The sequence below is a fragment of the Fusicatenibacter faecihominis genome, from assembly GCF_020686945.1.
Taxonomy (GTDB): Bacteria; Bacillota; Clostridia; order Lachnospirales; family Lachnospiraceae; genus Limivivens; species Limivivens faecihominis.
In genome coordinates this window covers 1-21943 of sequence record NZ_JAJEPR010000033.1, presented here as the reverse complement: position 1 = coordinate 21943, position 21943 = coordinate 1, and the positions used below count along the sequence as shown (strand labels likewise).

Sequence of the window (21943 nt, the reverse complement as noted above, 5' to 3'; positions counted from 1 at the left end):
ATGGAATACATCAGAATCTCAGGCAAAACGGTGGATGATGCGATCACAGAAGCTTCCATTCAGTTAGGCACAAGCAGTGATAATATCGAGTATGAAGTAGTCGAAAAAGGAAGCACCGGCTTCTTAGGCTTCGGAAGCAGACCCGCAGTCATTATGGCCCGCAAGAAAGAAGAAGCTCCCGAAGAAAACTTTGAGGAAGTGGTGGAGACACCGGTGAAAAAAGCAGAGAAACCGGCTCCGAAGCCCGCACCGAAAGCTCCTGTGAAGGAGCCCGTACGGGAAGAAGTCAAAGCAGTAAAAGAGCCTGTCCGCAGGGAAGCAGCACCGGCAAAAGAGCCGGCAGCAGAGAGATCGGCGAAGGCTCCGCTGGATAAAGAGGCAGCCATCAAGAGAGCGGAGGATTTCCTGAAGGGAACCTTAAACGCCATGAATATGCAGGTAGAGATCAAGGCCTCCTTTGATGAGGAAGGCACCTTGAACATTGATCTCAACGGTGACGAGATGGGTGTGCTGATCGGAAAAAGAGGACAGACCCTGGATTCCGTTCAGTATCTGACCAGCCTTGTGGTAAACAAAGGAAACGGTCCCTATGTCCGCGTAAAAGTAGACACTGAGGACTACCGCAGACGGAGAAAAGAAACTCTGGAGAACCTTGCAAGGAACATTGCTTCCAAGGTGAGACGCACCAGAAAGCCGGTATTCCTGGAGCCCATGAATCCGTATGAGAGAAGGATCATCCATTCTGCACTGCAGAACAATCCTTATGTGGCCACTCACAGCGAGGGTGAAGAACCCTACCGTAAGGTGGTAGTCACACTGAAAAATAATAACAATAACGGCAGAGAGAGATAAGAGCTGCTGCCAGATGAGAAGGGGATGTGAATCGCATCTCCTTCTTTTTTTAAGGAGGTTCATATGAACAGTGATACGATAGCTGCGGTCTCCACGGCCATGAGCCCGGCGGGGATCGGCATTGTGAGAATCAGCGGAGCCGAGGCTTTTGAGATAGCGGATCAGATCTACGATTCCGGTACAAAGAAGAAAAAGAAGCTTTCCGAACAGCCGTCCCACACGATCCATTACGGCTTTATCGTGGATGGAGCGGAGGTCATCGATGAGGTGCTGGTAATGCTTCTTAGAGGGCCCAGAAGCTACACGGCGGAGGATACCGTGGAGATCAACTGCCACGGCGGCGTCTTTGCCGTGAGAAGGGTTTTGGAGACTGTATTGAAGCATGGAGCCAGGGCAGCAGAGCCCGGAGAATTTACCAAGCGGGCTTTTCTGAATGGCCGGATTGATCTATCCCAGGCTGAGGCCGTTATGGATGTTATAGAGGCCCAGAATGAGTATGCCTTAAGGAGTTCCGTCAAACAGCTGAAAGGGGCGGTACAGGAGCGTATAAAGGCTCTGAGAGCCGGTATCCTTTATGAGATCGCCCACATCGAGTCTGCCCTGGATGACCCGGAGCACATTTCGCTTGAGGGCTATCCGGAGGAGCTGGGTGAAAAGAACGAGGGCTGGAAAAAAGAGGTGGAGACACTTCTTAGAAATTCCGAGGACGGAAAGATTATGACCGAGGGCATCCGGACCGTAATCCTTGGAAAACCTAACGCGGGAAAATCTTCCCTCTTAAACGTGCTCACGGGAGAGGAGCGGGCCATCGTGACGGATATCGCGGGAACCACCCGGGATACGTTGGAGGAGAAGGTAAACTTAGGAGGCGTGACGCTGGTGCTGGTGGATACGGCCGGCATCCGTCAGACCGAGGACGTGGTGGAAAAGATCGGCGTGAAACGAAGCAGGGAATCGGTGCGGGACGCAGACCTGATCCTCTATGTGGCGGATTCCTCCACCAGGCTGGATGAGAATGATCAGGAGATCATGGAGCTTTTGAAGGAGAAGAAGGCTCTGGTGCTCTTAAATAAGACGGATCTTGAGGCTGTGACCACAGAGGAGAGCCTTGTGGAAAAGCTTCGGGAGGCCGGTGTGGACAGGACGGAGATCATCCCGATTTCCGCCCTGGAAAACAAAGGGCTTGAACGGCTCTCAGAGAAGGTGAAGGAGATGTTCTTCGGCGGAGAGCTCTCCTTCAATGATCAGGTCTATATCACCAACGCGAGACAGAAACAGGCCCTCCTGGAAGCCCACAGAAGCCTCATACAGGTAGGAGAAAGCATTGAGGCGGGTATGCCTGAGGATTTCTTCTCTATCGACCTTATGAGCGCCTACGAGGCCCTGGGAAGGATCCTTGGCGAGAGCCTCGGGGAAGACCTGGTAAACGAGATCTTCAGCAAGTTCTGTACGGGAAAATAAAACCTGCAGAAACCTCTTGAAAAATCGCATAAATAATAGTAAAAAAGAAGGGAAGATCCTGGTTCCGTACGGAGTGGAAACGGGATCTTCTTTCTGGCAAAAAATGACAAAATTGAGAGATATTGCACGTTGTATACAAAATGAAAGGAAAATTGTATTATGAATACAATCACGGAAAATGTAGATGTAGTAGTAGTGGGAGCAGGCCATGCAGGCTGTGAGGCGGCGCTGGCCTGTGCAAGGCTGGGGCTTAAAACGCAGCTTTTCACAGTGAGCGTGGAGAGCATTGCGATGATGCCCTGCAACCCGAATATCGGCGGAACCTCCAAAGGCCATCTGGTGAGAGAGCTGGATGCGCTGGGCGGAGAAATGGGCAAGAACATTGATAAAACCTTTATTCAGTCGAAGATGCTGAACCAGTCGAAAGGACCGGCTGTTCACTCTTTAAGAGCCCAGGCGGATAAGGCCGAGTACAGCAAAGAGATGAGGAAGGTTCTGGAGAACACGGAAAATCTGACAATCCGGCAGCAGGAAGTGACGGAGATTTTGACAGATGAGGATGGAAAATTAACAGGGGTAAAGACCTATTCCGGAGCTGTATACAATTGTAAAGCTTGTATACTGTGTACAGGAACCTACCTGAGAGCCAGATGCATCTATGGAGATGTGAGCACCTACACGGGACCCAACGGCCTGCAGGCAGCGAACTATCTCACGGATTCCCTGAAGGCTCACGGCATCGAGATGCGACGGTTTAAGACCGGAACTCCGGCCAGAATCGACAAACGTTCCATTGATTTTTCCAAGATGGAAGAGCAGTTCGGCGATGAGAGAGTAGTGCCCTTTTCCTTTACCACAGACCCGGAGAGCGTGCAGATCGATCAGGCCTCCTGCTGGCTGACCTATACCAATGAGAAAACCCATGAGATTATCAGGGAAAATCTCGATCGTTCTCCGCTGTATTCCGGCATGATCGAGGGAACAGGCCCCAGATACTGTCCGTCGATCGAGGATAAAGTGGTACGCTTTGCGGATAAAAACAGGCATCAGGTCTTCATCGAGCCCGAGGGACTGAACACCAATGAGATGTATGTGGGTGGTATGTCGAGCTCTCTTCCGGAGGATGTGCAGTACGCCATGTACCGTACGGTGGCAGGGTTGGAGCATGCGGTCATCGTACGGAACGCTTATGCGATTGAATATGACTGTATCAACCCCAAAGAGCTGGATTCCTCTCTGGAGTTCAAGAAGCTTCCGGGACTCTTCAGCGGCGGCCAGTTCAATGGAAGCTCCGGGTACGAGGAGGCAGCAGCCCAGGGACTGGTGGCAGGCATCAATGCGGCCATGAAGGTACTGGGAAGAGAGCCGTTGATTCTGGATCGTTCCGAGTGCTATATCGGCGTTCTGATCGATGATCTGGTGACGAAGGAGAACCGGGAGCCCTACCGTATGATGACCTCGCGAGCAGAATACCGGCTGCTGTTACGGCAGGATAATGCGGATCTCCGGCTGACGAAGAAGGGCTATGAGGTAGGACTGATCTCCGAGGAACGGTACCAGGCCCTTCTCAGAAAAGAGAAGGAGATCGAAGAGGAGATCAAGCGGGTCGAGCACACGAATATCGGCGCCAACGAGAAGGTGCAGGCTTTTCTGGAGAAACACGGAAGCACGCCTTTAAAATCAGGAACGACTCTGGGAGAGCTGATCCGGCGGCCGGAATTGAGCTATGAGGAGCTCGCGGAGATCGACGAGAACCGGCCAGAGCTTCGGGCGGATGTTCAGGAGCAAGTGAATATTGAGATCAAGTATGAGGGCTATATTCAGCGGCAGAAACGGCAGGTAGAGCAGTTTAAGAAGCTGGAGACGAAGAAGATTCCGAAGGATATTGATTATGATGATGTCTATAGTTTGAGACTGGAGGCCAAGCAGAAGTTAAAAGAGTATGAGCCGACTTCCATCGGACAGGCGTCCAGAATTTCCGGCGTTTCACCGGCAGATATCTCGGTTCTGCTGGTATATCTGGAAAGTCACAGAGGGTAAGGAGCAAGAAGGGCTGTATGGGGCTGAAAACACTTCAGTCAGCAGAGAATAGAAAGGAAACAGGTGAAGAATGGCGGATACAAAGATTTTGACAGAAGGCTGTAAGGATTTTGGGATCTCTCTTACAGAGAAGCAGACGGAGCAGTTTTTGGAGTATTATAAGCTCCTCATCGAGTGGAACGAGGTCATGAACCTGACGGCTATCACGGAGTTTGAGGAGGTTTTGAGTAAGCATTTTGTGGACAGCTGCGCCCTTGGAAAGGCAGTTTCTATGGAAGGAGAGAAACGGCTTCTGGATGTTGGAACGGGAGCCGGTTTTCCGGGAATCCCCTTAAAGATCGTTTATCCGGAGCTTGAGGTAGTGCTCCTGGACTCTCTGAATAAAAGAGTGAAATTTCTCAATGCGGTCATTGAAAATCTGGGGCTTACGGGGATCACGGCGATTCACGGAAGAGCCGAGGATATTGCGAAACAGAAGGAATACCGGGAAGGCTTTGACCTCGTGGTGTCCCGGGCCGTGGCCAATCTGTCGTCTCTCAGCGAGTATTGCCTGCCCTTTGTGAAGACAGGCGGTATGTTTGTTCCCTACAAGTCCGGAAGCGTCGATACGGAGCTTTCAGAGGCTTCCAGGGCCATCAAAGTGCTGGGAGGAGAGTACAGGGATACCGTACGGTTTGAGCTTCCAGGTACAGATATTGACCGTACGCTGGTGGTGATTGAAAAAGTGAAAGAGACGCCGAAGAAATATCCGCGGAAGGCAGGGACGCCTTCCAAGGAGCCAATTAAATAAGCTCCGCACGGAGAAAAAAAGAGGCTGTCGCCCAGGCAAGAGTTTGCGGGCGGCAGCCTTTTTTACAAAGAAAATCAGAAGAAGACTTTCATGGTCTGGTAGAATGCTTCCGGGCATTCCAGCTGAGGAAGGTAAGCGGTTTTTTCCACGAGGGCGCTCTCGATGGCAGGATTCAGAGTTTCATAGCCATGAATAATGCTGTTGATGCCGGGAATGGAAGCTCCGCCGATAATGTAGATGCTGTTGTCCAGATTTTTCAGGGCGTGGGAAATATCAATATTTACAAAGTTGCCCTTGATGCTGGACAGCAGATATTTTCCGCCGTTTCCTTTCCGGTGGGCACATTCATGGTAGATGTCCACGGTCCGTCGGGAGAGCTGGAAAGGATTGTGGAAATAGGTTTCGGTGAAATTGTATTCCACGTTCGTACGGTTCATCAGAATGTAGTAAAGCGTGGTTCCCAGTACGGGACAGTTGATCAGAAGCTTCGCGATCCGGGACTTCGGATTGGGGATCTGATTCAGGGCGTTGATGCTCTTCGGGTTGATGAGGAAGATCTTGTCAAAGAGATTTTCGTTGTTGTTGGCAGCCATGATCACAAAGGAACCGGAGAGACCGGTGGCAGCCACGCTGGTTTTTCTCTTGATGACTTTTTCCGTGAAGTCATTGAGAAGCTGCACATAGAAGTAGTTGGTGTAGATCATGTTCGGCTTGTCAGATCTTCCGCAGCCGGGGAGATCGATGGAATAGACTGTGAAGTCCTTGGCCAGCTGCTGCTCCAGCTGATTCCATTCATAGGCGGAAGAGGAGGGATCCAGGTCGTGAATCAGAAGAAGCGGTTTTCCGGAACCGAATTTCCGATAATAAACCCTTCCATGTCTCCAGTCGAAAAATTTTCCGGGACGGACTGGGAGCAGGTTCTTCACCGTAGCAGCGGTGGAAATAAGCTGGTTGATTATATGAAGAGATCCAACACAGACGGAGGTCAAAATTATTGCGTTTCTAAGTTTATGCTTCATAACAGCGACTCCTTTTAAAAGTATGAAAAAAATGAATAGTTACTGGTATTTGGGCATGCGTAAATCTGCCTTTATTATAATCCAAAACCATCTTTGATACAATGTTTTTCTCACCCGGATTGCGTAGGATAAAAAAATCTGCTACAATAGGTTTAAAAAGTCGGATGCCTTTTCTGCTTGCAGGAGAAGGCATCTGACCTTTTGAACTGTATTGTAGCAGTTTGGAGAGGAGACCATGATGGTTCGGGAATATTTGAAGAGCGTTCTTCATGAGATAGAAGAGCAGAGAAAAGCCAATACAGCGGAGATAGAAGAGCAGCGTCTTGAAAAAGAAACGATAGATAAAAAGATTGCGAGAATCCAGTCGAAAAAAGAATTCGATATGGAATATTTTTCACCGAGAAGGAGCGAAGGTTCCTTAAGAGAACAGCTGGCAGATCTTCAGAAAAACAATATGATTCTGAAAGAAGAACTTCGAAAGCTGGAAGAAGAGGAGCAGCAGCTGGAAAAAAAACAGGAAAATTTCCGGAAAATGCTGGAAGAAGTGGAAGAGCTGGAGAAAAAGGCAAAAAAGTAAAATGTTTCACATGAAACATTGCAGGAGTGAAAACAAGAATGATGTTTTACAAAAAGATGTTTCACGTGAAACATAAAGGAAGATTTCCAGTAGACAATTGAATGGCAAGTGTTATAATAAGAAACACGAGTCATAGGAGAAAGGGGAATATACATAGATATGGGAAGAACAATCGTAATCGCGAATCAGAAGGGCGGAGTCGGCAAGACGACCACGGCGATCAATTTGTCCGCATCTCTTGCAGATCTCGGCAAGAAAATTCTGGTTATTGATACAGATCCCCAGGGAAATACCAGCAGTGGTCTGGGCGTAGAAAAAAATGAGGTGGAAAACACTGTTTATGAATTACTGATCGGAGAGACTACGATCGAAGAGTGCATCCAGAAAGAAGTTTTTGAAAATCTGGACATCATTTCTTCCAATATCAATCTGGCAGCAGCAGAGATCGAGCTCACCGGTTTTGAGGAGAAAGAGTTCATTTTGAAGAAGGCTGTGGACCAGGTGAGAGCGGATTACGATTTCATCATCATCGACTGTCCGCCGTCCTTAAACACACTGACCATCAACGCGATGTGCGCGGCAGATACGGTGCTGGTGCCAATCCAGTGTGAGTATTATGCGCTGGAAGGACTTTCTCAGCTGATGAACACCGTGGAGCTGGTGAGAGACCGGCTGAATCCGAATCTTGAGATTGAGGGCGTGGTTTTCACGATGTACGATGCGAGAACGAATCTTTCTCTTCAGGTAGTGGAAAATGTGAAGGCAAATCTTGATCAGAAAATCTACAAGACCATCATTCCGAGAAACGTGCGTCTGGCTGAGGCACCCAGCTATGGAATGCCCATCACCAAATACGATGCAAGATCGACAGGAGCGGAGAGTTATCGTCTGCTGGCGGAAGAAGTGATCAACAGGGGGAATGAGGAAGAATGGTAAGAAAGAACGGACTGGGAAAAGGACTGGACAGCCTGATACCTTCAACAGGTCATAAAAAAGCAGCGCCTGCCAAACCGGAAGTAAAAAAAGAAGTGGTTGTGGAGAAGGTCATCAAAAAAGAAGAAGTGATGGTCAAGATTACCGAGGTGGAGCCCAACCGGGAACAGCCGCGTAAAAATTTCAACGAGGATGCTCTTCTGGAGTTGGCTGATTCCATCAAACAGTTTGGTATCATTCAGCCGCTGGTTGTCCAGAAACAGGATGATTACTATGAGATCATCGCCGGAGAGCGGAGATGGAGAGCCGCAAAGCTGGCCGGCTTAAAGGAAGTTCCTGTCATCATCAAAAATTATACGGAGCAGGAGAGAGTGGAGATCGCGCTGATCGAGAACATTCAGCGGGAAGACTTGAACCCCATCGAGGAAGCGATGGCCTTCAAACGTCTTCTGACCGAGTTTGATCTGAAGCAGGACGAGCTGGCAGAGCGGGTTTCCAAGAGCCGTACCGCAGTTACCAATTCCATGCGTCTTCTCAAACTGGATGAGCGGGTGCAGCAGATGGTGGTGGATGAAAAAATTTCCACCGGCCATGCGAGAGCCCTTCTGGCCGTGGGGGACAAGGAGCAGCAGTACAATCTGGCAAACAAGATCTTTGATGAAAAACTCAGCGTCCGGGAGACTGAGAGGCTGATGAAGAATCTCCAGAAAGAGAAAAAAGACAAAAAAGATCAAAAGGCAGAGAATGAGTTCATTTACAAGGGAATCGAAGAGAAAATCAAGATGATCCTGGGAACCAAGGTCACAGTAAATCATAAGAAGAATAATAAAGGAAGAATAGAGATCGAATATTATTCCAATGAGGAACTGGAACGAATCATGGATCTTCTGGAGTCGATTCATCAGGAAGCCTGACAACTAACCGAAGAAAAAGGGGATAATAAATGGAAAGCAGTATTTTCGACGCGATCGGTATTGACCCGGGGATCATTATTATTTTTGTGCTGGGCGTCCTTCTGATCGTCCTGATCTATATGATAAAGATCTCCATGAAAATGAGCCGATTTATGAAAAAGTATAAGATGTTCATGAGAGGCATGGATGGCGCTTCCCTGGAACGCGCTTTTGCGGCCCGGTTTAATCAGATGGATATTCTGGAGGAGAACAGCCGGAATCATATGGAAGAGATCCGGAAAATTAAAGAGGTACAGAATATTACACTGAACAAGGTGGCTATCGTGAAGTACGATGCCTTCAAGGAAATGGGTGGAAAGCTCAGTTTTGCCCTGGCCATGCTGGACAAGGAAAACAATGGTTTCGTCATGAACGCCATCCACAGCAGCGACGGCTGTTATACTTATGTGAAGGAGATTGTGAAGGGAGAATCCTATGTGGTTCTCGGCGAGGAGGAGAAGGAAGCTCTCCGCCAGGCCGTGAACTCCCACAACGAACTGGAGCGGTAAAAACCTTGAAAAGACCGGAAAATAAGCAAAAAAGGTGCTTTACGCGAACTGAAAAATAGGGTATGATAGAACTCGGCGGATGATTTGTTCGCCGAGTTTTTATTTACAGCGGAGATTTTTTCTCTGACTGGATCGAAGAAAGGAATAGAAGAAATGCTGGATATTAAATTTGTCCGGGAAAATCCGGAAATCGTAAAACAGAATATTCGTAATAAATTTCAGGATAAAAAGCTCCATCTCGTAGATGAAGTGATCGAGCTGGATAAAAAGAACCGTGAGATCAAACAGGAAGTAGAGGCTCTTCGTGCTTCCAGAAACAAACTTTCCAAAGAGATTGGTGCTCTGATGGCTCAGAAGAAAAAAGAAGAGGCAGAAGAGGTCAAAAAGCAGGTTGCCAGCCAGGCTGACCGCATGAACGAGCTCTCCGAGGAGGAGAAGAAGGTGGAGGAGGAGATCCGCACCAGAATGCTGATCATTCCGAACATCATCGATCCTTCCGTACCGATCGGTAAAGATGACAGCGAGAACGTGGAGATCCAGAAATACGGCGAGCCCGTTGTTCCGGATTTCGAGGTTCCCTATCACACCGAGATCATGGAGAAATTCGACGGTATCGATCTGGACAGCGCCAGAAAAGTAGCAGGAAACGGTTTCTACTATCTGATGGGTGACATTGCCCGTCTTCATTCCGCTGTTATCGCTTACGCAAGAGATTTCATGATCAACAGAGGTTTCACCTACTGCGTACCGCCTTTCATGATCCGCAGCAACGTTGTTACCGGCGTTATGAGCTTTGAGGAGATGGACGCTATGATGTACAAGATCGAGGGAGAGGATCTCTACCTCATCGGTACCAGCGAACATTCCATGATCGGTAAATTCATCGACACCATCATTCCGGAGGAGGAGCTTCCGAAGACTCTGACCAGTTATTCTCCCTGCTTCCGTAAGGAGAAAGGTGCTCACGGCATCGAGGAGAGAGGTGTTTACCGTATCCATCAGTTCGAGAAACAGGAGATGATCGTTGTCTGCAAGCCGGAGGAGAGCAAGATGTGGTTCGACAAACTGTGGCAGAACACCGTTGATCTGTTCCGCAGCCTGGATATTCCGGTTCGTACTCTGGAGTGCTGCTCCGGTGACCTGGCAGATCTGAAAGTGAAATCTCTGGACGTGGAAGCATGGTCTCCGAGACAGAAGAAATACTTCGAGGTAGGAAGCTGCTCCAACCTGGGAGACGCTCAGGCAAGAAGACTGAAAATCCGTGTAAATGGTCCGGATGGAAAGAAATATCTGGCTCATACACTGAATAATACTGTAGTAGCACCGCCGCGTATGCTGATCGCATTCCTGGAGAACAACCTGAATGCAGACGGAAGCGTCAATATTCCGGAGGCTTTAAGACCGTATATGGGTGGCATGGAAAAAATTGAGGTTAAAAAGAAATAAGATTGATCAGGACAGGTAAGAAATACCGGATGATCTGGAATGGGAGGTGAATGTAGTGCATACTTATCTTAAATCCATTGGCTTTGGCAGCCTGAAGACAGAGCAGGAGCTGGAAGATGTTCTCAATCTGGTTTTCCGTAAATATACGGACCGCCAGGCGGTGAGGGAAGACAACGGAACTGCGTTTGTGGAGTATTCTAGGGCCTTTGGCCCGGATTTTGGCATCACGCTCTGCGGGGAGATGGATAAAAACGGCTTCCATCAGGAGTATTATTTCCCGTATTTCCGGGGAACCGGAGTGACCTCAAGAGAGGATCTGATGGTGGAAAAGCATGGCAGCCAGGAGTCTTTTGCGGGCGTCATGGAAGATGCCAGAGTGGGTGTTTCTCTGATCTTTTATGTGCAGAATGCAGTGGCTTATAAGAAGGCCTGCGTCGATCAGATGCTTCTGAATCAGCCGGTCAGCACTACATTTTCCGGACTTTCCGACAAGGGAGAGATTCTTCTCCCGATCTGCAAGAGCGAAGAGCAGCTGCAGAGCGACCGGGAAGCTGTTTCCAAGAGGAATAAACTCATTGCAGCCGCCAGAAAAGGCGACGAGGAGGCCATCGAGAGCCTGACGCTGGAGGATATGGACACATACACCATGATCTCCCAGCGGATCCAGGAGGAGGATCTTTTCACGGTGATTGATACCTTTATGATGCCCTACGGAACGGAGTGCGACCTGTACCAGATCATGGGTGAAATCAAAAATGTGGAGTCTGCAGTCAATGAATATACCGACGAGAAACTGTACTTTATGACACTTTCCTGCAACGATATGATTTTTGACATCTGTATCAACCAGAAGGATCTTCTGGGCGAGCCGGAGGAAGGCAGACGGTTCAAAGGAAGCATCTGGATGCAGGGCCACATAAATTTTGAAAAAGAGCTGGATTAACAGCTTTTGATATGCTATAATAAATATCTATGGAGTGGTTTCCGATGAAAGTCGGCGGACCATTCCAGTTAAGTTTCTGTAGCTCAGCAGGATAGAGCGTCCGCCTCCTAAGCGGTGACCAGAGTTATCGCCTCGGCGTATAACAGAAAAATGAATTTGAGTTCGATTCTGTTATGTGATGTCACAATTAAGAGGACATGCGTTTTTGGAAAAGGCGATAGCTTCATACCAAAAAATTTCATCATATAAGGTTGATTCAGCTGACGCAAGTCAGTTTTAAATCATAAAATCCAATGCCGTTGAAATGGCTGAAAACCTTGATTTTAAGCCAAAAATCCGGTATTTGTCCTGTTAGTTTAATGGATAGAACAAGTGCCTCCTAAGAGAAAGCCGAGGCATTCCCCAAAGGGAAAAAATAAAAAACAACTTTCAGTTCGAATCTATTCTGAAAAATGCTAATGGTGACAACAAAGCATTCCCCAAATTGGGGAACGTTCTAATGTTACCAAATCAAAAAAATCTGTAGATTGACAACTCGAAAAAGAGTTGATAATCTTATATATGGCCGAAGGGAAAAATCCCAGAAACCCAGTAAAATCAAGGGTTTGCGGCATGTGTCGTCATAGCTCAGCTGGATAGAGCACTCGCCTCCTAAGCGAGGGGTCGGAGGTTCAAATCCTCTTGGCGACGGGCTTCAAAGCGTTCGAAAATGTTAGCTGGATTAGCTGACAACGAACGCTTTTGTTATTTTCAAATCACGTTCGTGACACAAAATTCCATTCAAAATGATCAATTTCCAGCTAACGCAATCCGATTTTTGTTAGCTGACAGCTAATCAAAATTACCGGTTTGCAAACATGGGTTTTAAGAAGTCCAGCTAACATTTGGGTTCCGCTCCGTTGTCACCTCTTATTCGGGGATGCAAATCAGAGAAAAGGCGGGAAAAGAAACAATCTCTCCCAAACTTGCAAACATGAATTAGCTGAAACAGTATTCAATTCTATTAGCTACAGCTAATGGTCAAACAGCAATGTCTGTTTGGAACTTTACTATCTATAAAAGTTCCAGGCAGGCATTTTTTATTTCCTGAATCCTGGAGGAAAGGAGTCAAGATGACTGAGCCAAACAGACAATCAGGAGAAAACGAAGAAAGAATCATAGAAATTGAGATTGAGCGTCTTCGTCCGTTCAAAGAGCACCCGTTTCAGGTAAAAGATGATAAGGAAATGTTTCTTTTGCAGGAAAGCATTGAGAAGTATGGCATTTTAAATCCGCTAATCGTCAGACCAGTACCGGATGGATACTATGAGATCATATCCGGTCACAGAAGAAAACATGCTGCGGAGAAACTGGGATACCGTAAAGTACCGGTAATCATCCGGGTATTAAGTGAAGATGATTCCATCTTGAGCATGGTAGATTCCAATCTTCACAGAGAACGGATTAGCTACAGTGAAAAAGCTTTTGCTTACAAACTGAAGAATGACGTATTAAAAAGAAAAAGTGGTCGAAAAAAGAGCCAAGTTGACCACAAAACACCAAGAAAGCGGGCAATAGAAATCATCAGTGAAGATTGTGGTGATAGCCCAAAACAAGTGCAGCGTTATATCTCACTGACAAAACTGATACCGGAAATGTTGCAGAAACTGGATGATGAGATTATTTCTTTTTGTCCGGCTGTAGAGATAGCTGCATTAAGTGAAAAAGAACAAAGAGAACTGCTTGTAGCAATGGAGTATGCACAGGCAATCCCATCACTCTCACAGGCCCAGAGGATCCGGCAACTGAGTAAAGAAAAACAGTTGTCACTGGAAAAGATGGAAGAGATCATGTGTGAAGTGAAAAAGGGTGAGATCACAAGAGTGGCATTCACAAACGAGCAGTTGCACAAGTATTTTCCAAATTCTTATACACCGGCAATGATGAAACGGGAAATACTGGCACTGTTGAAATTATGGAAAAAAGAATCATGGGAAAGTTAAAGGAGGAAGAAATCATGTGTAAAGTTATATCCGTAGTAAACCAGAAAGGTGGCGTCGGAAAGACCACCACAACCGTAAATGTAGGCATTGGACTGGCAAGAGAAGGTAAGAAAGTGTTGCTGATCGACGCGGATCCACAGGGAAGTTTAACCGCAAGTCTTGGATATGAGGAACCGGATGATCTTCGCATCACATTGGCAACGATCATGATGGAGGTCATCAACGAAGAAGAAATCTCTCTGGAAGATGGGATTTTACATCACCAGGAAAATGTAGATCTTCTCCCGGCAAATATTGAGCTTTCCGCACTGGAAGTAACGATGGGAAATGTTATGAGCAGAGAAATGATCATGAAAGAATATATCGATGCGATACGATGCCGATACGATTATATCCTGATCGACTGTATGCCGAGCCTTGGTATGATGACAATCAATGCACTGGTCTCTTCCGATTCTGTGTTGATACCTGTGCAAGCCGCATATCTGCCGGTGAAAGGACTTCAGCAGCTGATCAAGACCATTCTTACAGTAAAGAAAAGACTGAACCGGAAACTGGCGATTGAGGGCATTCTCCTGACCATGGTAGATTTCAGAACCAATTACGCAAGGGATATTGCATCGAGAGTACATACAACCTACGGAAGTCAGATCGAGGTATTTGAAAATGTGATCCCGATGTCTGTAAAAGCTGCTGAGACCAGTGCAGAGGGAAAAAGCATCTACATGCACTGCCCGAAAGGAAAAGTTGCCGAAGCATATAAGAACTTAACACAGGAGGTTTTGAAAAATGAAAAATAGAAGTGGCGAAAAGATTAAACTGGCAAGCATTGATGAACTGCTGGGTGTGGTAAATGAAGAATCTGCAATGGAGATAGAAATCAGTAAGATCCATCCGTTTAAAAATCATCCGTTCAAGGTGCTGGATGATGAAAAGATGCAGGATCTGGTTGAAAGTGTAAGGATCAATGGAGTACTGACACCGGTACTGCTTCGAATGGATGATAATGAAGAATATGAAATGGTATCCGGTCATAGAAGAATGCATGCAGCACAGCTTGCAGGACTTACGACTATTCCGGCAATCGTAAGAGAATTATCGGATGATGATGCCGTGATTGCGATGGTGGACGCTAACATTCAGCGAGAGGAACTGTTACCGAGTGAGAAAGCATTTGCATATAAGATGAAAATGGATGCTATGAGAAGAACAGCAGGTCGTCCGACAAAAGAAAATCCCCGACAAAATGTCGGGAATTATGAGACGGCAGATCTCATTGGAAAGGATAACGGAGAAAGTGGACGACAGGTTCAAAGATATATTCGTCTCACGGAATTAATACCAGAACTTTTAGATCTGGTAGATAAGAAAAAGCTCCAATTTACAGTTGCTATTGATATCTCCTACATCGATAAGGAAGTACAAGAATGGATTTACGAATATATTAGTGACACTGGATTTATTAAGCCAAAGCAGATTGCAGCACTCAGAAATCAGCTGAATGACGGGCCAATCAATCAGATTCAGATGTTATCAATTTTCAATAACTGTGTGATAGCAAAGAAAGTATCCCGGTCTCTTACTTTCTCAGAAAAGAAACTGACAAAGTATTTTCCGGATGATTATACAGCCAAAGATATGGAGCAGGTGATTGAATCATTATTAGAAAAGTGGATGCAGGAACAGTCCTGTTAAGGAGAGAAAAAGCTAAGAAAACAATGTCAAAGAAGTTTAAAAAAAGGACTTCTTAGCAGAAAATGAAAGGAGGAAATTATGGAGAAAAAAATGACATTTAATTATTTTTATGGTACCGAAGCTGATCAGTTCAGCTTCTACCGCATACCAAAAGCATTATTTACAGACAGCTATTTTAAAGATTTATCAAGCGATGCTAAAATTTTATATGGACTGATGTTGGATCGAATGTCTCTTTCCATCAAGAATCAGTGGTTTGACGACAAAAATAGAGCATATATCTACTTTTCCATCGAAGATATTATGGAATTACTGAACTGTGGCAGAAATAAAGCCATCAAATCCATGAGAGAACTGGATGACGAAACAGGGATTGGCCTGATTGAGAAACGCAGACAGGGATTTGGAAAGGTGAACGTCATCTACGTGAAAACCTTTATGCCTGAGAAAACAGATGAGAAAAAATTTGAAGAGGAATTAAAGAAGTTTAAAAAACAAACTTCTGTGGAAAATGAGGAACCCGCAGAAGTTTACAATTCAAACTTCATGAAGTCCCAAAATCAAACTTCTAGAAGTCCCGAAAACAAACTTCAAGAAGTTTACATTTCAAACCCTAATAATACTAATCTTAGTGATACTGAAATGAATGATAATAAATCTAATCCTATCATATCTGTGGATGAGAAAAGATTTGATAGCGATAATCGCTCTGAGGATTATCAGGCTTATGAAAACCTTGTCAAAGAGACCATTGATTATGAATCACTGGAAGTAACCCATCATGACGATATGCGGCAGGTAGATGAAATCGTGAACCTGATCGTAGAGACTGTGATGTGTAAAAATGACAAGATCTTGATTGCCAGCAACTGGTATCCGGCATCACTGGTGAAGAAAAAATTTCTGATGCTGACCTATTCACATATCGAGTATGTATTACACTGTATGAGTGGTAACACCACAAAGGTGAAGAACATCAAGAAATATTTATTAGCAGCTTTGTTTAATGCACCGTCAACGATGAACGGGTATTATCAGGCAGAGGTGAACCATGATATGCCAGGACTGGTAAGATAGGAGGTGCACATGTTTATTTTAAAACTTGTTGGGAAGATATTATTACTGCCGGTATGGCTGATCCTTTTTGTGATCGGCTTGGCAGTAAAAATGACAGTACAGACTTATGCGGTTGTCAGAGGGATCCTTGGGTTTATATTCACTTTATTGATCATAGCGACTGCATACTGTTACCATGATTGGGTACAGGTTGCATTCCTGTTTTCGCTGAGTGTTATTCTGTATCTGATCCTTTTTGCAGGAGTGTTCGTAGATACTGTACTGGACATGACAAGAGAACGTATTATTGATTTTATTATATCGTGAGGAGAATATGAAAATGAGTGAAAACAATGATTATATTCAGTTACCACCACTAAAAAAAGACACACCATCTGATGTGGTAGCATTTATGTGGAAGTACATGAAAGTACCGGAGAATTCAAGAGAAAAAGTTAAGAATCTGCTTAAAGATGCAAATGAAAATGGAGTAAAATTAAGTCATCAGGCACCAACCCTGTATGATGTTGTCCCAAAAATGGAAATAAAATGAAGGAGAAAAGGCGGCAGTTTAGAAAGGCTGTTGCCTTTTAGGAATTGTTGTTTATTTGTTGTTTTTTATAAGCTATACTATAAGGAAAAGATAACATTAGAGCCAGAGGTGAAATTTATGAACTATAAAATTTTAATGGTTGATGATGATAGAGAATTGCTAAAAATGCTGAATCAATACTTTACATTGAAGAATTATACGGTAATGATTGCAGAAAATGGCATAGAAGCAATGGAAAAGATAAGTGCAAATCCCGATATTATTTTATTGGACGTAAATATGCCGGGAATGGACGGAATTGAAGTGTGCAGAAGAATCAGAGATATGGTTTCCTGTCCGATTATTTTTTTGACTGCAAAAGTAGAAGAACAGGATCGAGTAATGGGATTGTTGTCTGGTGGTGATGATTATGTTTTAAAACCATTCAGTTTGAAAGAATTAGATGCTAGAATTATTGCCCATTTGAAACGTGAAGAACGTTTACATAGGAAAAAAGAACAAAGGTTTTATGGAGAATTAGTGATTGACTATGCCAGTAAATGTGTACATATTAAAGGGAATGCTTTAGAGCTTACGAAATTAGAGTATGAGATCATAGAATTTTTGTCTATGAACCCTGAAATGGTATTTGATAAAGAACGAATCTATGAGAAGATTGGCGGATATGATGCAGAAGGGGACAGCCGGGTGGTTACGGAGTTGATTCGCAGAATCCGCAAGAAAATGAAAATGTATTCGGAACACGAATATATTGCAACGGTATGGGGGAGGGGATATAAATGGGCAAAATAAAAAATCTTTCGTTAAGGAAAACCATTGTTTTGTATATGATAATTAGTTTAATAATTAGTTTTTATCTTTCAGCACTAATTATGCGAATAGCAAGCACAGTACAAAACAACATTTGGTGGAATTATGTAGACCAAGAAGAATATTTTGAAATGGCTGAAGGGGATGGTAGAAGGTATTTGCCAGATGTTCCGAGACCACATTCTTATGAAATGAAAGAATTTGATTATCATGTATCGGAAATATGTGATTTTCTTCAGACATTTACAGTGCTTATCGTATCTGTTGCAGGGAGTATTATAGCGGTATTTCTTTTTTATAAGCATAAACTGAAATGCCCTATCGAAGAATTAGAACTGGCTTCCCGACAAGTTGGTCGAAATAATTTAGATTTCCATATCACTTATGAAAATGAAGATGAGATGGGCGGATTGTGCAAAGAGTTTGAACGAATGAGAGGACAGCTGGCAGAGAATAATCAACAGTTATGGAAAATGCTTGAGGAAGAAAAGGCTTTGCGGGCTGCCATTGCACATGATATACGTTCTCCGCTCTCTGTGCTGGAGGGGTATCAGGAAATGCTTTCAGAATATCTTCCGAAGAAAGAGATAAATATGGAGCAAGCCTTAGAAATGGTAAATGAAAGCAAAAAACAGATTGAACGTATGGATATCTTTGTGGAAACTATGCGAAAGATGAGCAGTTTAGATACAAGGGAGTTAGTAGCAGAAGAAATTACCAGTAAACAGGTAGAAATAGACGTACGGGCAGAGATGAACGTGTTTAGGAAAAAATTTGGAAAGCTATATGAATTAGAATGTTCGGAAACAGAAGAAAAATTTTCAGGAGATAAGGAAGTGATTTTAGAGGTTATAGAAAACCTTTTGTCAAATGCCTTTCGTTACGCCAAGACAAAAGTGGAAATGGAAGTGTTTCTTACCTGTTCTGAATTACAGATCAGAATAAAGGATGATGGAGTGGGATTTACAATAGATAAGCAAAAGGCAACAGAGCTTTTTTATCAGCAAAATGTGAAAGACAGTTTGAAACATTCAGGAATGGGCATGTATATCAGCAGATTGTATTGTGAAAAGCATGGTGGTCAGTTACTGATAGAAAATGAAAAACAGAGTGGAGCTGTAATAACAGCAGTATTTCATCGGATTGCATGAGCGGTCCGATTTTTTTATGCTGTTGTCTTTTTGTTGTGATTTATATTTTATGATGTCTATAACGAAGGAAAGGAGGAATACGTATGATTGCTATTTTTAAAAGAGAGATTAGGAATTATCTAAAGCGACCGTTATTTTGGGTAGGTGTTCTGCTTGTGATTTATGGTGTGTTTAATGCGACAAGTCCATATTTAACCACACATTATCTTACAACGGGGGAGGAAATCATCAATGATCAGTCCAACACTTCGGTTGAAGGAGAAGTGTATGAGGGCTATATTCCAGCCACGCCTGAAAAGCACAGAGAGGTATGGCATGAAAAGGTAAAAATAAAATTAACGGATGTGTTTGGATTGACGGATTCAGAAGCACAGAATGTCATTGAAAAGCTGGAAAGCATGAATTTAAAAGAGGCCTATGCGTATTTGGAGCAGGAATATGACTGGTACGGGGCAAGGTATTTATACGAGGACAGTACGTATTATAAGGGAACGGCAGAAGAAATCAACGCATATCTAGATAAAAAATTGGAAGATAAGACATTTTCTTTTTATTACGCAAGAAAATTTGCTGATTTTGCGGGTCTGTATATGGTGTTTTTTGCAATTATTATGTTGGCGGTTTTATTTTTACAAGATACAAAAAAGCATACTTATGAATTGTTGCATACAAAGCCTGTGACTGCCGGGAAGTATGTAATGGGAAAAGTGAGTGCAGGATTTACAATTTGTTTGCTTGTGCTAACTATTTTGAATATACTGTTTTGGGTATTGTGCCGCATCTATACAAAGGATAGTGGATTTGAAGTGCGACTATGGGATTTTGTGGCTTCTACGGTACTTTATATATTGCCTAATATGCTGATGATTGTGAGTATATATACATTGATTTCACTCATATTTAAAAATCCACTTCCGGGTGTACCACTTTTGATTCTTTATATGGTGTATTCCAATTTGGGCGGAACTAATGCAGAGGGAGTTTACGGATATTGGGGCAAACCTTTGGCAATCATGGTACGATTTCCGGGGCAGCTTTTTGATACGACACCGCCCCCGATGGCGCTCTTAAATCAAAGTTTTCTTATTATTGTATCGGTAGTAATTATACTGATTTCGATACAGATTTGGAAGCGGAGGCGAATATAAATGAAGAAGGAAATGAAGATTGTTCTGCCATTTTATAAAATTGCTTATGCAGTATCCTTTGTTGTAATTTTAAGTGTGATTCGTGCAGTTGTTTTCACGTATGAAATAGGACTATCCATAGAGCCGCCTTTTGCGATATTGACTGCTGTTTTTTGTGCAGATACTTATGTGCAGGAAATTACAAGCAACCGTTCCGAAGTTCAGAGACTGTATCAGATAAAAAAGAGAATCTATTCTATTATACAGAGACTGATGATACAGGGAACTTTTTTGCTGCTGCTCGCTGTTCTTGGATATGGATTGTTTTTTGCGTTTCAGAAACCAATTACACATCCAGTAACAGAAAGTGAAATACTTCAGTTTATTACCTGTTTTGGGGCGATTGTAGTAACTATTTTCTTTTGGGGAATATTGGCTAATACATTGTCTATGCTTTTTCGCAATATGTGGATGGGAATTGGAAGCAGTCTTTTGATATGGGTAGCAACAAATTCCACAGGTGGAGATAAACTTTTTGGAGCATGGAATCTGTTTTCTTATTCTTTTAGAGATATAGAAAATACTGCCGATATTACATGGCTGTATGGGAAAGGCTTGTGTATTTGTATCGGACTGATTTTGTTACTGGCATTGCCGAAGATCGTAAGAAAGAGAGGGTAAATTTATGAGTATTCATATTGAGGATTTAACGGTAAGATTTAAGAATAGTGTCACAGCAATCGACCATGCAGATTTAGATATACCAAATGGGATATTTGGACTATTGGGAGAAAATGGAGCGGGAAAGACAACTTTGATGAGAGTTTTGACCACTGTGCTTAAACCTACAAACGGAATGGTTACATTAGACGGAATTTTGTATAGCGAAGGAAACTATGAAAAAATCCAAAGAAAGATAGGGTATTTACCACAGGAAATTGAACTGTATCCTAATTTGACGGTTCAGGAGTGTTTGGAGTATATGGGAGATCTGGCAGGTGTTCCGAAAGCAGAATGTAGAAAGCGGATAGATTATTATTTGAAAAAGACCAGTCTTATAGAACATCGTAAGAAGAAAATGAAGCAGTTATCAGGCGGTATGAAGCGACGGGTAGGATTGGTGCAGGCGCTTTTAAATGAACCGGAATTTTTAATTGTGGATGAGCCAACTACCGGTTTAGATCCGGAGGAACGTATTCGCATCCGCAATTTGTTAGTAGATTTTTCTGAAAACAGAACGGTTTTGTTTTCAACTCATGTGGTAGAAGACTTAGCTGCCACCTGCAATCAGCTTGCAATTATGCATAAAGGTCGATTTCTGTATGCGGGTTCTATGAAGAATTTGACAGAAGAAGCACAGGGGAAAATCTGGATTTGCAAAGTACCTGATGAAAGAAAAGCAAGAGAAGTGGAACAGAAGTATCGTATTACATCTAAACAGTATGTTGAGGGGGGATTGCAGTTAAGAGTGATTTCTGAAATACAGCCAGAATTGGAGTGTATGTCAATTCCTGCAACGTTGGAAGATGCTTATATTTATGTGACGAATCAATACGAGTAGATAAAGCACCATCTGATGCTTTACTACCAGTTGCACGTTGTTCGCTTTGAATATTTGTGGAGAAAAAGTATGTATTATTTTGGCTTTCTATAAAACCTATAAACCAGCCATTTATATCCTGCCCGTTCACTCGTCCGGTTCCGGTTTTTCCATAAATTCTCCATTTTCAGAGGCGGTAAGATGGATGGAATTTTTGACGGCATGAATATTAGCAGGAGTAAAGTTGAAGTTGTTTCGATATAAATTTTTCAAAAGTTCAACTTGTTCTACTGGTGAAATCTTTAAGGATGACTGCATCCAGTAGGAAGAGAAATCTCCGGATATATTTTTATTGCCATATCCTATTTGCTGAAGGTATGAATTTATAGTGGAAGATCCGAGCTGCTTGTCGATTGATTCAAAATACCAGTTTGTATATATCTTTTAAAAGGTATATGATTAAGAAAAACGGCAGGAGGTATCTGAATGAAATCACATAAATATTG

22 protein-coding genes, 1 tRNA gene and 2 pseudogenes are annotated in these 21943 nt (G+C 43.7%); 22 read left to right on the top strand and 3 right to left on the bottom strand.

Annotated features, from left to right (window positions below; genetic code table 11):
* The 4 genes from jag (at position 1) to rsmG (ending at position 5143) form a co-directional block, all read left to right on the top strand.
* Positions 1 to 852: an RNA-binding cell elongation regulator Jag/EloR gene (gene jag / locus LKD71_RS14335; protein ID WP_227615972.1), complete on the top strand. Its 852-nt coding sequence runs from the start codon at positions 1 to 3 to the stop codon at positions 850 to 852.
* 63 nt (positions 853 to 915) lie between these two features.
* Positions 916 to 2313: a tRNA uridine-5-carboxymethylaminomethyl(34) synthesis GTPase MnmE gene (gene mnmE / locus LKD71_RS14330; RefSeq protein WP_178046914.1), complete on the top strand. Its 1398-nt coding sequence runs from the start codon at positions 916 to 918 to the stop codon at positions 2311 to 2313.
* Between the two features lie 159 nt (positions 2314 to 2472).
* Positions 2473 to 4353 carry a tRNA uridine-5-carboxymethylaminomethyl(34) synthesis enzyme MnmG gene (gene mnmG / locus LKD71_RS14325; RefSeq protein WP_178046913.1) on the top strand — a complete coding sequence of 627 codons (1881 nt, stop codon included), beginning with the start codon at positions 2473 to 2475 and terminating at the stop codon, positions 4351 to 4353.
* 70 nt (positions 4354 to 4423) lie between these two features.
* Complete coding sequence (gene rsmG / locus LKD71_RS14320) at positions 4424 to 5143, top strand: 16S rRNA (guanine(527)-N(7))-methyltransferase RsmG (RefSeq protein ID WP_227615971.1); 720 nt, start codon at positions 4424 to 4426, stop codon at positions 5141 to 5143.
* A gap of 74 nt (positions 5144 to 5217) precedes the next feature.
* Here the strand turns inward: rsmG and LKD71_RS14315 are convergent, their stop codons facing one another.
* A complete protein-coding gene (locus tag LKD71_RS14315) occupies positions 5218 to 6162 on the bottom strand; it encodes an alpha/beta fold hydrolase (protein WP_227615970.1) in 945 nt (314 codons plus the stop codon).
* Positions 6163 to 6397: 235 nt separating this feature from the next.
* On the opposite strand from LKD71_RS14315, the gene LKD71_RS14310 reads away from it, so the two are divergent.
* From LKD71_RS14310 to LKD71_RS14225, 18 genes and pseudogenes are all read left to right on the top strand, one after another.
* Entirely contained in the window at positions 6398 to 6739 is a 342-nt protein-coding gene (locus LKD71_RS14310) for a hypothetical protein (RefSeq protein WP_227615969.1), read from the top strand.
* Positions 6740 to 6898: 159 nt separating this feature from the next.
* Entirely contained in the window at positions 6899 to 7675 is a 777-nt protein-coding gene (locus tag LKD71_RS14305) for a ParA family protein (RefSeq protein ID WP_227615968.1), read from the top strand.
* Positions 7669 to 8586: a ParB/RepB/Spo0J family partition protein gene (locus LKD71_RS14300; RefSeq protein ID WP_227615967.1), complete on the top strand. Its 918-nt coding sequence runs from the start codon at positions 7669 to 7671 to the stop codon at positions 8584 to 8586. Before LKD71_RS14305 ends, LKD71_RS14300 begins: the two co-directional genes overlap by 7 nt.
* Positions 8587 to 8615: 29 nt before the next feature.
* Entirely contained in the window at positions 8616 to 9134 is a 519-nt protein-coding gene (locus LKD71_RS14295; RefSeq protein ID WP_178046907.1) for a DUF4446 family protein, read from the top strand.
* A gap of 153 nt (positions 9135 to 9287) precedes the next feature.
* On the top strand, positions 9288 to 10580 hold the full coding sequence (gene serS / locus LKD71_RS14290; protein WP_178046906.1) for a serine--tRNA ligase: 1293 nt from the start codon (positions 9288 to 9290) through the stop codon (positions 10578 to 10580).
* A gap of 55 nt (positions 10581 to 10635) precedes the next feature.
* The gene (locus tag LKD71_RS14285; protein ID WP_227615966.1) at positions 10636 to 11523 is read left to right on the top strand and encodes a DUF3881 family protein; all 888 of its coding nucleotides are present in this window, start codon (positions 10636 to 10638) and stop codon (positions 11521 to 11523) included.
* 616 nt (positions 11524 to 12139) lie between these two features.
* Positions 12140 to 12213, top strand: a tRNA-Arg gene (locus tag LKD71_RS14280).
* A 326-nt stretch (positions 12214 to 12539) separates the two neighbouring features.
* Positions 12540 to 13505, top strand: coding sequence for a ParB/RepB/Spo0J family partition protein (locus tag LKD71_RS14275; protein WP_055160129.1), 966 nt, complete (start codon positions 12540 to 12542; stop codon positions 13503 to 13505).
* A 14-nt stretch (positions 13506 to 13519) separates the two neighbouring features.
* A complete protein-coding gene (locus LKD71_RS14270) occupies positions 13520 to 14305 on the top strand; it encodes a ParA family protein (RefSeq protein WP_055195032.1) in 786 nt (261 codons plus the stop codon).
* Positions 14295 to 15200: a ParB/RepB/Spo0J family partition protein gene (locus tag LKD71_RS14265; protein ID WP_055183005.1), complete on the top strand. Its 906-nt coding sequence runs from the start codon at positions 14295 to 14297 to the stop codon at positions 15198 to 15200. The genes LKD71_RS14270 and LKD71_RS14265 overlap by 11 nt, the downstream gene beginning before the upstream one ends.
* Positions 15201 to 15278: 78 nt before the next feature.
* Positions 15279 to 16277, top strand: coding sequence for a DUF6017 domain-containing protein (locus tag LKD71_RS14260; protein WP_055163279.1), 999 nt, complete (start codon positions 15279 to 15281; stop codon positions 16275 to 16277).
* Positions 16278 to 16286: 9 nt separating this feature from the next.
* On the top strand, positions 16287 to 16583 hold the full coding sequence (locus LKD71_RS14255) for a hypothetical protein (protein ID WP_005349852.1): 297 nt from the start codon (positions 16287 to 16289) through the stop codon (positions 16581 to 16583).
* Between the two features lie 7 nt (positions 16584 to 16590).
* Positions 16591 to 16803: pseudogene (locus tag LKD71_RS14250) on the top strand (hypothetical protein); the annotation flags it as partial.
* A 123-nt stretch (positions 16804 to 16926) separates the two neighbouring features.
* Positions 16927 to 17601: a response regulator transcription factor gene (locus LKD71_RS14245; protein ID WP_025580965.1), complete on the top strand. Its 675-nt coding sequence runs from the start codon at positions 16927 to 16929 to the stop codon at positions 17599 to 17601.
* Positions 17589 to 18770, top strand: coding sequence for a HAMP domain-containing sensor histidine kinase (locus LKD71_RS14240; RefSeq protein ID WP_025580964.1), 1182 nt, complete (start codon positions 17589 to 17591; stop codon positions 18768 to 18770). Before LKD71_RS14245 ends, LKD71_RS14240 begins: the two co-directional genes overlap by 13 nt.
* Before the next feature lie 83 nt (positions 18771 to 18853).
* On the top strand, positions 18854 to 19918 hold the full coding sequence (locus tag LKD71_RS14235; RefSeq protein ID WP_022037030.1) for an ABC transporter permease: 1065 nt from the start codon (positions 18854 to 18856) through the stop codon (positions 19916 to 19918).
* Positions 19919 to 20578: a hypothetical protein gene (locus LKD71_RS14230; protein ID WP_015521696.1), complete on the top strand. Its 660-nt coding sequence runs from the start codon at positions 19919 to 19921 to the stop codon at positions 20576 to 20578. It abuts the gene before it with no gap.
* 4 nt (positions 20579 to 20582) lie between these two features.
* On the top strand, positions 20583 to 21458 hold the full coding sequence (locus tag LKD71_RS14225; protein ID WP_015521697.1) for an ABC transporter ATP-binding protein: 876 nt from the start codon (positions 20583 to 20585) through the stop codon (positions 21456 to 21458).
* A gap of 73 nt (positions 21459 to 21531) precedes the next feature.
* On the opposite strand, the pseudogene LKD71_RS18785 reads toward LKD71_RS14225, so the two are convergent.
* Together LKD71_RS18785 and LKD71_RS18780 are read right to left on the bottom strand one after the other, a co-directional pair.
* Positions 21532 to 21588 (bottom strand): annotated as a pseudogene (locus tag LKD71_RS18785) (hypothetical protein); the annotation flags it as partial.
* Complete coding sequence (locus tag LKD71_RS18780) at positions 21585 to 21824, bottom strand: penicillin-binding transpeptidase domain-containing protein (RefSeq protein WP_333491578.1); 240 nt, start codon at positions 21822 to 21824, stop codon at positions 21585 to 21587. The gene LKD71_RS18780 and the pseudogene LKD71_RS18785, both read right to left, overlap by 4 nt.
* Positions 21825 to 21943: the final 119 nt, after the last annotated feature.